This window comes from Blastococcus sp. SYSU D01042 (assembly GCF_054050515.1).
Genome location: NZ_JBJGZM010000010.1, coordinates 141,610 through 153,238 on the forward strand (window position 1 = coordinate 141,610; position 11,629 = coordinate 153,238).

General features: G+C 74.2%; 12 protein-coding genes. 10 read left to right on the plus strand and 2 right to left on the minus strand.

Annotated features, from left to right (window positions below; translation table 11 throughout):
- The first annotated feature begins 6 nt into the window (after positions 1 to 6).
- From ACI79H_RS17335 to ACI79H_RS17355, 5 genes are all read left to right on the plus strand, one after another.
- Positions 7 to 1,218 carry an MFS transporter gene (locus ACI79H_RS17335; protein ID WP_456555658.1) on the plus strand — a complete coding sequence of 404 codons (1,212 nt, stop codon included), beginning with the start codon at positions 7 to 9 and terminating at the stop codon, positions 1,216 to 1,218.
- Between the two features lie 42 nt (positions 1,219 to 1,260).
- Positions 1,261 to 2,070, plus strand: a complete 810-nt coding sequence (locus tag ACI79H_RS17340) for an MBL fold metallo-hydrolase (protein WP_456555659.1) — start codon at positions 1,261 to 1,263, stop codon at positions 2,068 to 2,070.
- A gap of 14 nt (positions 2,071 to 2,084) precedes the next feature.
- On the plus strand, positions 2,085 to 2,504 hold the full coding sequence (locus tag ACI79H_RS17345) for a Zn-ribbon domain-containing OB-fold protein (RefSeq protein ID WP_456555660.1): 420 nt from the start codon (positions 2,085 to 2,087) through the stop codon (positions 2,502 to 2,504).
- On the plus strand, positions 2,501 to 3,655 hold the full coding sequence (locus ACI79H_RS17350) for a thiolase C-terminal domain-containing protein (protein ID WP_456555661.1): 1,155 nt from the start codon (positions 2,501 to 2,503) through the stop codon (positions 3,653 to 3,655). The genes ACI79H_RS17345 and ACI79H_RS17350 overlap by 4 nt, the downstream gene beginning before the upstream one ends.
- Before the next feature lie 137 nt (positions 3,656 to 3,792).
- Positions 3,793 to 4,506, plus strand: a complete 714-nt coding sequence (locus ACI79H_RS17355) for a helix-turn-helix domain-containing protein (protein WP_456555662.1) — start codon at positions 3,793 to 3,795, stop codon at positions 4,504 to 4,506.
- Positions 4,507 to 4,513: 7 nt separating this feature from the next.
- Here the strand turns inward: ACI79H_RS17355 and ACI79H_RS17360 are convergent, their stop codons facing one another.
- A complete protein-coding gene (locus ACI79H_RS17360) occupies positions 4,514 to 5,374 on the minus strand; it encodes a MaoC/PaaZ C-terminal domain-containing protein (RefSeq protein ID WP_456555663.1) in 861 nt (286 codons plus the stop codon).
- A gap of 186 nt (positions 5,375 to 5,560) precedes the next feature.
- On the opposite strand from ACI79H_RS17360, the gene ACI79H_RS17365 reads away from it, so the two are divergent.
- Complete coding sequence (locus tag ACI79H_RS17365) at positions 5,561 to 7,132, plus strand: MFS transporter (RefSeq protein ID WP_456555664.1); 1,572 nt, start codon at positions 5,561 to 5,563, stop codon at positions 7,130 to 7,132.
- Between the two features lie 16 nt (positions 7,133 to 7,148).
- On the opposite strand, the gene ACI79H_RS17370 is transcribed toward ACI79H_RS17365, so the two are convergent.
- A complete protein-coding gene (locus ACI79H_RS17370; protein ID WP_456555665.1) occupies positions 7,149 to 8,054 on the minus strand; it encodes an acyl-CoA thioesterase in 906 nt (301 codons plus the stop codon).
- 73 nt (positions 8,055 to 8,127) lie between these two features.
- Between ACI79H_RS17370 and ACI79H_RS17375 the strand changes: the two genes are divergently transcribed.
- The 4 genes from ACI79H_RS17375 (at position 8,128) to ACI79H_RS17390 (ending at position 11,546) form a co-directional block, all read left to right on the plus strand.
- Positions 8,128 to 8,739: a TetR family transcriptional regulator gene (locus ACI79H_RS17375; protein WP_456555666.1), complete on the plus strand. Its 612-nt coding sequence runs from the start codon at positions 8,128 to 8,130 to the stop codon at positions 8,737 to 8,739.
- Complete coding sequence (locus tag ACI79H_RS17380; protein ID WP_456555667.1) at positions 8,736 to 8,945, plus strand: ferredoxin; 210 nt, start codon at positions 8,736 to 8,738, stop codon at positions 8,943 to 8,945. The genes ACI79H_RS17375 and ACI79H_RS17380 overlap by 4 nt, the downstream gene beginning before the upstream one ends.
- On the plus strand, positions 8,946 to 10,214 hold the full coding sequence (locus ACI79H_RS17385) for a cytochrome P450 (RefSeq protein ID WP_456555668.1): 1,269 nt from the start codon (positions 8,946 to 8,948) through the stop codon (positions 10,212 to 10,214).
- Between the two features lie 90 nt (positions 10,215 to 10,304).
- The gene (locus ACI79H_RS17390; protein ID WP_456555669.1) at positions 10,305 to 11,546 is read left to right on the plus strand and encodes an NAD(P)/FAD-dependent oxidoreductase; all 1,242 of its coding nucleotides are present in this window, start codon (positions 10,305 to 10,307) and stop codon (positions 11,544 to 11,546) included.
- Positions 11,547 to 11,629: the final 83 nt, after the last annotated feature.

The window sequence follows — 11,629 nt, forward strand, 5'->3', positions numbered from 1 at the left end:
ATCGTTATGGCGATCCGACCGGCACGGCGTTCCGGGACCCTCGTCCTCGCCGGGATGGCCGTCATCGCGGTCACCTACGGCCTGGCCCGCTACGGCTACGGGCTCCACCTGCCGCAGTTCCGGGCGGCCTTCGGCCTCTCCTCCGGCACGGCCGGCGTCATCGCGGCCGGGAGCTACGCGGGCTACTGCGGCGCCGCGGTCCTGGCCGGCCGGCTGGTCGCCGCGGGCCGGGCGCGAGCCACGCTGTGGCTGGCCGGGAGCACCGCAGCCCTCGGGTGCCTGCTCGTCGCCACCGCGTGGAGCGGGGCCTCGCTCGCCGTCGGTGCGCTCGTCGCGGGCAGCGGCGCGGGTGCGGCCACGCCGGCGCTGGTCGCCGCCGTCGCCTCGACCGTCCCGCCCGACGCCGAGCAGCGGGCGCAGGCGATCGTGAACAGCGGCACCGGTGCCGGCGTGGTCGCCGGCGGGCTGCTGGTGCTCGCCCTCCCGGAGGCGTGGCGCTGGTCCTGGACCGCCTTCGCGGCGGCCGCGGTCGGCCTCACCGCCTGGGCCGACCGCAGCGCGCGGTGGGCGGGTGCGCCCGGGAGTGCGGGGGAGCGCAGCCGGCTCGTCCGGCGGCTGGTCCGCCCGATGGTCGCCGCCGTCCTCGCCGGTGCCGGCTGCGCCGCGGTCTGGACGTTCGGCCGCGACCTGCTCGCCGACCAGGGCGGGCTGCCCGACCGGGTCACCGGCCTGCTCTGGTGCGTCCTCGGGGGTGCCGGTCTGCTCGGCGGCGTCAGCGGGGTGCTGGTCGGGCGGGTGGGGCTGCCCGCCGCCTGGGTCTCGACCGTCGCCGTCGCCGGTGCGGGGACGGCGGTGCTCGCCGCGGTACCCACCTCCGCGATCCCGGCGGCTGCGGCGCTGGCCTGCTTCGGCGGCGCCTTCGTCGCGCTCTCCGGCGTGCTGCTCGCCTGGGCCGCCGACCGGGCGCCGGGTGCCGCGCCCGCGGCCTCGGCCGTCCTCTTCATCGGGCTGACCCTCGGGCAGGCCGTCGGTGCGGTGCTGCTCGGCGCGGTCGCCGACGGGGTGAGCGGACCGGCGGCGTTCTACGCCGGCGCAGGCCTGCTCGGGGTGTCCGCCGCGGCCGCCGAGCGCAGCCGCTCGACCGCGTCCGAGCAGGGCGGACGCCGGTCGCCGGAGCGCGCCGGGGAGCTCCCGGGAGCGCGCGGACCCATGGTCTAGGGTGAGTCGAATTCTAGAACCGTGATCTAGGAGGCGCTCGTCGTGTGGACCCGGGACACCGCGCCCCCGCACGCCGGCGACCCGTTGCCCGTCACCGACCGGGCCACCCTGGTGCTCGCACCCAACGCGAACGCCTGGACGTTCGAGGGCACCAACACCTGGCTGCTCGCCGAGCCGGGGAGCGACGTCTGCGCCGTGGTCGACCCCGGCCCCGACGACGACGCGCACCTCGCCGCGATCCTGGCCGCGGCCGGGGGCCGGCGGATCACCGACGTCTGGGTGACGCACGCGCACGGCGACCACGCCGAGCTGGCGCCCCGGCTCGCCCGCTCGACCGGTGCCCTGCTGCGCGGTGCGGGCCGCCGCTGGGCCGGCCGTCCGCTGGTGGACGACGAGGTGCTGCGCGTGGGCGCCCTGGAGGTCCGCGTGCTGGCGACGCCGGGCCACACCGGTGACTCGGTGTGCTTCCTCCTCCCCGCCGAGGGCAGCGTGCTGACCGGGGACACGGTCCTCGGACGGGGCTCGCCCGTCGTCGAGCCCGGCCGGCTCGGCCGGTTCTTCGACAGCCTCGACCGGCTCGGTGCGGTGCTCGCCGCGCCCGGGTCGGTCGTCCTCCCCGGGCACGGCCCGGCGCTGCCCGACCCGGTGCCCGAGCTCGACCGCCGCCGGCAGGCGCGGCTGCGCCGGGTGGAGCAGGTGGAGCAGGCCCTCGCCGCCGGCATCTCCGACCCGGAGGCGCTGGTCGACCACATGTACCCGGGGCTCCCGCCGGACCTGCGCCACGCCGCGCGGATCTCGGTGGAGGCCTCGATCGCGCACGTCCAGTCCGCGTCAGATCCCGTTCGCAGCTGAGGAGAACCACGCCGGTGCCGCCACCCATCAAGCCCGCCCCCGCGCCCACCCCGGAGACCCTCCCGTTCTGGGAGGGCTGCGCCGCCGGTGAGCTGCGCATCCAGCGGTGCACGTCCTGCGGGAAGCACGTCTTCTACCCGCGGCCCGCGTGCCCGCACTGCTGGTCGACCGACCTCGAGTGGGTGGTCAGTGACGGCACCGCGACGCTGCACTCCTACGTCATCAGCCACCGGGCCGCGCCCGGCTTCGCCGAGGACGTGCCCTACGTCATCGCGATCGTGGAGCTGCCCGAGGGCGTCCGCATGATGACCAACCTCGTGGACGTCGAGGCCGACCCCGAGAAGCTGCCGCTGGACATGCCGCTGCGCGTGGTCTTCGAGCCGCGCGGCGACGTCCACCTGCCGCTGTTCGCACCTGCCGGGAGTGCCGCATGAGCGCCAAGGACGACATCGTCATCATCGGCGCCGCCGAGACCGACGCGCTGGGCAAGCTGCCGCACCTGTCGACGCTGAGCCTGCACCTCGAGGGTGCGCGCAACGCGCTCGCCGACGCCGGGATGACCCCCGGTGACATCGACGGCATCGCGACCGTGCAGACGCCGGGCCCGGTGAGCATCGCCCACGCCATGGGCATCCAGGCGAAGTGGCTGGACGGCACCGGTGTGGGCGGGACGTCGTTCCTCTTCCACGTCCGGCACGCCGCCGGCGCCATCCGCGCCGGGCTGGCCGAGACGGTGCTCATCACGCACGGCGAGTCCGGTCGGTCCCGCGTGGACGCCCCGAGCTGGGGTCGCAGCCCGCAGTCGCTCAACGGCCAGTTCGAGGCGCCCTTCGGCGTCTTCGGCCCGCCGACGGCGTTCACGCTGACCGCCCTGCGCTACATGAAGGAGACCGGCACGACCCTCGAGCAGCTCGCCGAGGTGGCGGTCGCGCAGCGGCGCTGGGCGAACAAGAACCCCCGCGCGCTCATGCAGGACCTCGTCAGCGTCGACGACGTCCTCGGCTCGAAGATGATCGCCTGGCCGTTCACCCTTCTCATGTGCTGCCTGGTCACCGACGGCGGTGGCGCGCTGGTGGTCACCACGCGGGAGAAGGCCGAGGCCCGCGGGTACGACAAGCCGCTCGTGCACCTGCTCGGCGCCGGCGAGGCGGCGGACTCCCCGATGGTCAGCCAGATGCCCGACCTCACCTCGTTCGGCGCCTTCAAGCGCTCGAGCGCGGCGGCGTTCGCCGAGGCCGGCATCACGCACGACGACGTCGACCACCTGATGATCTACGACGCCTTCGCGCACGTGCCGCTGTACGGGCTCGAGGACGCCGGCTTCGTGGGCCGGGGCGAGGCCGGGGCGTTCGTCGCCGAGGGCCACACCTCCCCGGGCGGGCAGTTGCCGCTGAACACCAACGGCGGCGGCATGTCCTACACGCACACCGGCATGTACGGGATGTTCGCCATCCAGGAGGCCGTGCGCCAGGTGCGCGGCGAGGCGGCCGCGCAGGTCGAGGGCGTCGAGCGCAGCGTCGTGCTCGGCAACGGCGGCATGTTCATGGCCGGCGCGACCCTGGTGCTGGGCAGCTCGCCGCGCTGACCCGGCGGCCGGTCACCGCTCTCCAGGGGCGGTGACCGGCCCCCGGTCGTGGCACGTCTCTCGTCCGTGCTGCGGTCCGCCGGCCCTCCGGTGGCCTAGGCTGTTCTAGAACGCCGTTCTAGCCCGAGGGAGACCCGATGCCGCGTGACGCCGCCGCTCCCGGGCGCAGCGCCTGGAAGTGGAGCCGCACCGGCGAGACCCGCCGGGTGCTGCTCGACGCCGCCCGCGAGGTGTTCGCCGAGCGCGGCTTCGCCGAGTCCAGCGTCGCGGACGTCGTGGAGCGCGCCGGGTCCAGCGTCGGCAGCCTCTACCACCACTTCGGCGGCAAGAGCGAGCTGTTCCTGGCCCTCTGGGAGGACTGGCAGAGCAGCCAGGAGAAGCGCGCCGCCGAGGGCGTGACCGCCGCCCGCCGGGCGGGGGAGGAGCGCCCGCTCGCGCTGTTCGTGGCCGGGGCCCGCGGCTTCCTCCGCGGCTCCTGGGAGAGCCGGGCCCTGGGCAGCCTCTTCGTCGACAAGGACGGCCCGCCCGGGTTCGAGCTGATGCGGCGGACCCGCGGTCACGAGTGGCTGCGCCAGAACTCCCTGCTGCTGCGCGCCCGGGACGACGCCATCGGGCGGGTGACGGTCTCGGTGCTCACCACCGTCATCGGCGAGGCGGGCCGCGAGGTCATGGCCAGCCGGACCAGGCGCGAGGCCGAGGCGATCGTCGACGCCGCGGTCGCGATGATCGAGCGGCTCGGTGTCCTGGCCGACGAGGCGCCGCCCCTCGACGCCGCGGACCCGGGTGACGGATCCTGGGCGGACGAGGCGGAACCGCAGCCAGGCGCCGGCACGGCGATCGCCGGCGCCTGACCACGGGTCACTCCGGAGCACCGACCTCCGCGCGGCCCCGGTCGATCACGACCGTGCCGTCGCCGCGCAGCGTGCGGAACAGCAGCGCGCCCTCGGGGCCGCCGTCCTGCCGCCAGATGCGCACGGTCAGCTCGTCGCCGGGGAGCACCGGCGAGCTGAACCGGCCCGACATGGCGCGGAACCGGCCCGGGTCGCCGTCCATCGCCGACATGAGCAGCGCGCGCCCGGTGATGCCGTAGGTGCACAGCCCGTGCAGGATCGGCCGCTCGAAGCCGGCCCGGGCGGCGAACGCCGGGTCGGAGTGCAGCGGGTTGCGGTCGCCGTTGAGCCGGTAGAGCAGTGCCTGCTCCGGCCGCGTGGCCAGGGTGATCTCCCAGTCGGGCGCGCGGTCGGGCTGCGCCCAGTCGTCGGTCGCGACCGGTCCGGTGGACTCGACCTGCTCGCCGCGGATGAAGATCGAGCTGCGGGTGGTGATCATCGGCTTGCCATCGGCGTCGACCGCCGTCGAGGACGACGTGACGAGCGCGCCGCTGCGCTTGCCCTCCATCGACTCCACGCGGGCCTGGGCGCGCAGGGAGCCCTCGACCGGCAGCACCTGGTGCAGCCGGATCTCCTGCTCCGCGTGGACGAGCATCGCGCGGTTGAACTCGCCGATGCCCACGCCCGGGGCCTGGGCGAGGAGGACGCCGAAGGTGGGCAGCACCTGCTGCTCCACGCCGTGGCTGTTCTCCGTGGTGAAGCTCAGCTCCTGGCTCGGCTCGCCGAGCCCGGCGCCCACGCCGACGGCGTAGAGCAGCGCGTCCTTCGACGTCCAGCTGCGCTCGTGGACGGCCCCCTCGCGACCGACGGCCGACGGGTCCAGCGCCATCTCAGGCACCCCCCGCCGGCACGCCCGAGCCGCTCGTCCTCGTACCCATCGCCACCGCATCCACTGCCGGCATCCGCCTTCCGTCGACTGCGCGACGCCGGTGCGCGCCGCCCGGCCAGCATGCCGCACCGCCGTCCTCCGCTCTAGAGCCCTGTTCTAGGATTGCCGGGACAGTGGGGAGTGCGAATGTCCTGGTCGACCGCGTCGCGTCCGGACGGGCTCGAGCAGCCGGTCGTCGGCACGTCCGGGGCGGTGGACGCGCCCGAGCCGGTCATCCCCGCGGTCCCCGCGCCGGAGCCGCCGTCGCTCCGGGACGATCCCGAGGTCATGCGCCTGGCCTGGCGCACGCTGTCCGTCGTCGGCCTGGCCAGCATGTTCTCCGGGCTGTCGAACAGCGCCCTGAACGTGGCGCTGCCCGCGGTGGCGCGCGAGTACGACGCCTCGGCGACCGCCTCCAGCTGGATCCTGCTGTCGTTCATGCTCACCCAGACGCTGCTGATGGTCTCCTTCGGGCGGCTGGCCGACCTCTTCGGCCGCCGGTCGATGTACCTCACCGGCCTGGCCGTGTTCACCGTCGGCAACCTGCTCGCGGGATTCGCCCCCGACGCGTGGTGGCTGGTCGCCTGCCGCGTGCTGCAGGCCGCGGGCGCGGCGATGCTGCTCACCAACAGCGCCGCCCTGGTCACCGGCGCCTTCCCGCGGCACCGCCTCGGCCAGGGCATGGGCATCTACCTGGCGTCGTTCTCCGTCGCCCAGCTGGTCGGCCCGACGCTCGGCGGCTTCCTCGCCGAGCACGTCGGCGTCCAGTGGCTGTTCTGGTCCAACGTGCCGGTCGGGATCGGCTGCCTGGTCTGGGGGATCCTGGCGCTGCCGCCGGTGCCGCGCTCGGGTGAGCGCATGGCGCTGGACGTCCCGGGCAACCTGCTGGCCTTCCTGGGACTCGGCTGCGGCCTCGTCGCGCTCTCCCAGGCCACTTCGCTGGGCTGGTCGCACCCCGTGGTCACCGGCGGGCTCATCGCCTTCGCGGTCCTGCTGCCCGCCTTCCTGCTGGTCGAGCGGCGGGTCCGCGACCCGCTGATGGACACGCGGCTGTTCGAGGACCGCAGCTTCTCCTGGGGGCTGAGCGCGTCGTTCCTGAACGCCATCAGCAACTTCGGCGTCGTGCTGCTGGTCTCGCTCTACCTGCAGGCCGTGGGTGGGGAGGACGCGCTCTCGGCGGGGTGGAAGGTGCTGCCGCTCGCGGTGTCGGCGCTGGTCTTCTCCGCGGCCTCCGGCTTCTTCCAGCGCTGGATCGCGGCGCACACGCTCACCGTGCTCGGCAACGCGGCGACGGCGGCGGGTCTCGCCGTGCTGCTGCTGCTCACCGGCGCCGAGGTGAACGACGCCGCGGTGATGGCCGCCCTGATCCTCGTGGGCGCCGGGTCCGGGCTCTTCATGCCGTCCAACACGCAGGTGCTGCTGGCGACGATGCCCAGCGAGCGGCTCGGCATCGCCAACGGCATGCGGCTGATGCTGCAGAACACCGGCGCCGTCCTGGGCACCGCGGTGATCCTGACCGTGCTGACCACGCCGCTGCCCATCGAGCTCCGCCGCTACGTCTTCGCCGGCACCATCTCGGACGTGTCCGACGACGGGGTGGCCGATCTGGTCACCGGCTACCGGTGGACGGCGATCACCCTGCTGGTGATCTGCCTCGGCGCGATGGTCAGCTCGCTGGGCGCCCGCCGTGCCGGGCAGCGCCTGGACCGGCAGGACTGACTCCGGAACGACGCCGTCAGCGCGGGCCGAGCGGGCGCACCATGCCTTCCTGGGCGACGGTCATGACCAGCCGGCCGGTGCGGTCGAACAGCCGGCCCGAGACGTGGCAGCGCCCGCCGCCGGCCCACGAGCTCTCCTGCTCGAAGCACAGCCACTCGTCCGCGCGGACCGGCCGGTGCAGCCAGACCGCGTGGTCCAGGCTGGCCGCCGCGACGTCGGGGGCGCCGACGGCGCGGGCGTGCGGGGCCAGGGACGTCGACAGCATGAGCATGTCCGAGGCGTAGGCCAGCGCCGCCGCGTGCACCAGCGGCTCGTCGGGCAGCGGCTCCAGCGAGCGCATCCAGAACCGCTGGTTCGGCGGGGCGGCCTCGCCGCGGGCCGCCGCCACGCGGGGCAGGTCGCCGTCGAAGCGGATGTCGAACGGGTGCCGGCGGGTCAGCCCGTCGAACCACGCGCGCAGCGGCCCGTCCACGTCGGCCGCGGCCTCCTGGGCGGTGGGCAGCTGCTCCGGGAGTGGTGCGTCCAGCTGCGGGACCTGGTGGGCGAAGCCCTCCTCGGCCACCTGGAAGGAGGCGGTCAGGTCCAGGATCGGCCGGCCGCCCTGCGTCGCCGTCACCCGGCGGGTGCTGTACGACCCGCCGTCCCGCACCCGCTCGACGTCGAAGCCGATGGGCGCGGTCGCGTCCCCGGCCCGCAGGAAGTAGGCGTGCAGGGAGTGCGCGGTGCGGCGGGGGTCGACCGTCGCCCCGGCGGCGAGCAGCGACTGCGCGACGACCGCGCCGCCGAAGGAGCGCTCGGGCTGCCGCCGACGCGGGGCTGCCCGGAACGCGTCCTCCCCGGTCGGCGTGACGAAGAGCACGCCGGCCCACCCGTCGCGCACGACGTCGTCGTCCCCTGGTTCCGTCCCGCGTTCGGCGTCCACCTGCACGGATTCTCCCCGACTCCTCCGGTCGTGTCTCTTGACCTGTTAAGTGAATCACTGTTCAATTCATGACGTGGGACGCATCGCGGGCGCAACCGGCGCGCAGACACGGCAGCGGCTGCTGCGTGCTGCGGCCGACGTGTTCGCGCGGCGCGGCTACGAGGGCACGCGGGTGTCCGACATCGCGAGCGAGGCCGGGCTGAGCAACAGCGCGCTCTACGCCTACTTCGCCTCCAAGGCGGAGCTGCTGGTCGGGGCGCTGCGCACGCACGGCCGGCGCCCGATGGAGGAGATGCTGGCGGCCGACCCCGAGCGGTCGATCGTCGACCTCTTCCTGCGCAGCGGCGTGAGCCTGCGCGAGAAGCCCGACGAGGACCGGTACCTCGCCGTCGAGGCGATGATCGCCGCCCGTCGCGACCCGGAGGTCGCCGCCGCCATGACCGCCTACGTGCGGGAGCGCGCCGAGTGGATGACGCGGCTGGTCGAGCAGGCGCAGCTGCGCGGCGAGATCGACGCGACCGTGTCCGCGCGTGCCATCGCCCACCTGGCCACCTCGCTGGGCATCGGCGCCGCGCTGCTCACCCCTGATCTGCACGACGTCGACGACGGGGACTGGACAGCGCTGCTGACCCGCGTCGTGACGAGCATCGCCCGCACCGGAGAACAGATGGGAACCCGCACATGAAGGTGCAGATCGACTCGCAACTGTGCCAGGGCCACGGCCGCTGCTACGACCTCGCCCCGGACCTGTTCGGCGAGGACGACGAGGGCTACGCCACGCTCACCGCGCTCACGGCGGACGGCAACGTGCCGGCCGGCCGCGAGGGCGACATCCGTCTCGCTGCAGCCAACTGCCCCGAGTCCGCTGTTCTCGTCCATGAGGAGGCCTGAATGACCGTCGATGACAGGTTCACCGACTCGCCGTTCCAGAAAGCTGACCCCGCCGAGCTCACCCGGTTCGAGGTGATGGACGGCCCGGTCTCCGACTGGGCCACCGACTTCTCGCACATGGACGAGCAGTACGCGGAGAACGCCCACGAGATCTGGGACGACCTGCGCGGCCGCTGTCCGATCGCCCGCACCGAGCGCTTCGGTGGCGCGTGGCTGCCGACGAAGTACGAGGACGTCCAGGCCATCGCCTACGACACCGAGCACTTCACCTCGCGCGCCATCATCGTGGGCAACTACCGGCCCCCGCTGGACCTGGCGCCGGTCGGAGGGGTCCCCCCGATCTCGTCCGACCCGCCGTTCCATCACGACGCCCGCAAGCTGCTGCTGCCGGCGTTCACCAAGGCGAACGTCGCGAAGCAGGAGATCACCACCCGGGAGTTCTGCCACTCGCTGATCAACTCCTTCGAGGGCCGTGACCTCGTGGACGCGGCCACCGAGTACGCGATGCACATCCCGATCCGGGTGATCGCGGACATGCTCGGCTTCCCGACCGAGGACGCGCCGAAGTTCAAGGTCTTCGTCGAGAACGCGCTCGAGGGCATCAACCGGTCGCCGGAGGAGCGCGAGGCCTCCACCGAGGTGCTGTTCGCCTACCTGCTCGAGCAGGTCCGCGACCACATCGACAACCCGCGCGACGACCTGACGACCTACCTCATCAACGCCGAGCTGTACGGCCAGAAGCTGGCGCCGAACCACGTGGTCGGCACGATGGCGCTGCTGCTCATCGCGGGCATCGACACCACGTGGAGCGCCATCGGCGCCTCGCTGTGGCACCTGGCGAAGAACCCCGAGGACCGCAAGCGCCTCGTGGCCGAGCCGGCCCTGCGGACGACGGCGGTGGAGGAGTTCCTCCGCGCCTACGCCCCGGTCACCATGGCCCGCCTGGTCAAGGAGGACGTGGAGCTCGGCGGTGTCGAGATGAAGAAGGAGGACTGGGTCCTGCTTCCCTTCCCGGCGGCCAACCGCGACCCGGAGCGCTTCGAGCGGGCCGACGAGGTCGTCATCGACCGCGAGGTCAACCGGCACGCCGCCTTCGGTCTCGGCATCCACCGCTGCGCCGGGTCGCACCTGGCCCGCATGGAGCTGCGCGTCGCCCTCGACGTGTGGCTCGACCGGATCCCCGAGTTCTCGCTGGCCGAGGGCGCACCCATGCGCTGGTCGACCGGTCAGATCCGCGGACCCCGGATGCTCCCGATCCAGATCGGCTGACATCCTCGGAGCCCCGGCGGACGCGCACGCGACCGCCGGGGCTCCGGCACGTCCGGCCCCACCTGCTCCTGCTCGAGAAAGAGGCGCCCCGTGGCCCAGACCGTCGTGGTCGTCGGCACGTCCGTCGGCGGGGTGCGCACCGCCCAGGCCCTCCGCCGCGAGGGCTTCGCCGGCCGCATCGTCCTGGTGGGCGAGGAGGCGCACAAGCCCTACGACAAGCCGCCGCTGTCCAAGCAGTACCTGGCGGGGGAGTGGCCGCTGGACCGGCTCGCCCTGCTGACGCCGGAGGCGACCGCGGCCGCTGACCTCGAGCTGCGGCTCGGCGTCGCGGCCGTCCGCCTCGACGTGGCCGCGCGGCAGGTCGTGCTGGCCGACGGCGCGGTGCTCGACTTCGACCACGTCGTCGTCGCGACCGGTGCCGTGGCCCGCCCCTCGCCGTGGTCGGCCGACTCGGGCGTGCACGTCATCCGCACCCTGGCCGACGTCGACGGGCTGCGCGCCGACCTCGCCGGCGGTGGCCCCGTGGTGGTCGTGGGCGGTGGCGTGATCGGCGCGGAGGCGGCCGCGACCATCCGGACGCTCGGCCACGCGGTCACGGTGGTCGACCCGCTGGCCACCCCGCTCGCCCGGCTGGTGGGCCCCGAGGTGGGCCGGCCGCTCGAGGAGCTGCACCGCCGCCGCGGCGTGGACACCCGGTTCGGGGTGGGCGTCGAGGGCATCGACGGCGCCGCGGGCGACCTCACCGTCCGCCTCACCGACGGCTCGACGCTGACCGCCGCCACCGTGCTCGTCGGGATAGGCGCGGTGCCCAACGACGGGTGGCTGGCCGACTCCGGTCTGCTGGTCGACAACGGCGTCGTCTGCGACCGGTACTGCCGGGCCGTGGACTCCGACCGGGTCTGGGCCGTCGGCGACGTCGCCCGCTGGCAGGACCCGCGCTACCCGGCCGAGGTGCGTCTGGAGCACTGGACCAACGCCGTCGAGCAGGCCGCCGCCGTCGCGCACAACATCGTGCACGCCGACGACCTGCAGCCCTACAGCCCGCTGGAGTACGTCTGGAGCGACCAGTACGACTGGAAGCTGCAGGTCGTCGGGCACGCTTCGCGCGGCGGCCGCTACGAGGTGGTCGGCGACCTCGGCGCCGACCCGGCGAAGGCCGCCGTCCTGTACTCCGACGACGACGGCACGCTCATCGGCGCCGTGACGGTGAACTGGCCCAAGGCGCTGGTCACCAGCCGGCGGGCACTCACCGCGGGTGGGACGGACTTCGCGGAGTTCGTCGCCCAGCTGCAGGAGCTCTTCGCCAAGCAGGCGGCCGCGGCCGCGCGCTGACCCCCGCACACCCACCACACGCGCCGGCGGCCGGGGGGCGCGGGGGCCCCCGGGTGCCGGGGGGGGTGGGGGGGCTCTTCCGT

Coding starts and splice junctions, on each gene's coding strand:
- ACI79H_RS17335 (WP_456555658.1), top strand. CDS start 7: ATGGCGATCCGACCGGCACGGCGTTCCGGGACCCTCGTCCTCGCCGGG.
- ACI79H_RS17350 (WP_456555661.1), top strand. CDS start 2,501: ATGAGCGCCAAGGACGACATCGTCATCATCGGCGCCGCCGAGACCGAC.
- ACI79H_RS17355 (WP_456555662.1), top strand. CDS start 3,793: ATGCCGCGTGACGCCGCCGCTCCCGGGCGCAGCGCCTGGAAGTGGAGC.
- ACI79H_RS17360 (WP_456555663.1), bottom strand. CDS start 5,374: ATGGCGCTGGACCCGTCGGCCGTCGGTCGCGAGGGGGCCGTCCACGAG.
- ACI79H_RS17365 (WP_456555664.1), top strand. CDS start 5,561: ATGTCCTGGTCGACCGCGTCGCGTCCGGACGGGCTCGAGCAGCCGGTC.
- ACI79H_RS17380 (WP_456555667.1), top strand. CDS start 8,736: ATGAAGGTGCAGATCGACTCGCAACTGTGCCAGGGCCACGGCCGCTGC.
- ACI79H_RS17385 (WP_456555668.1), top strand. CDS start 8,946: ATGACCGTCGATGACAGGTTCACCGACTCGCCGTTCCAGAAAGCTGAC.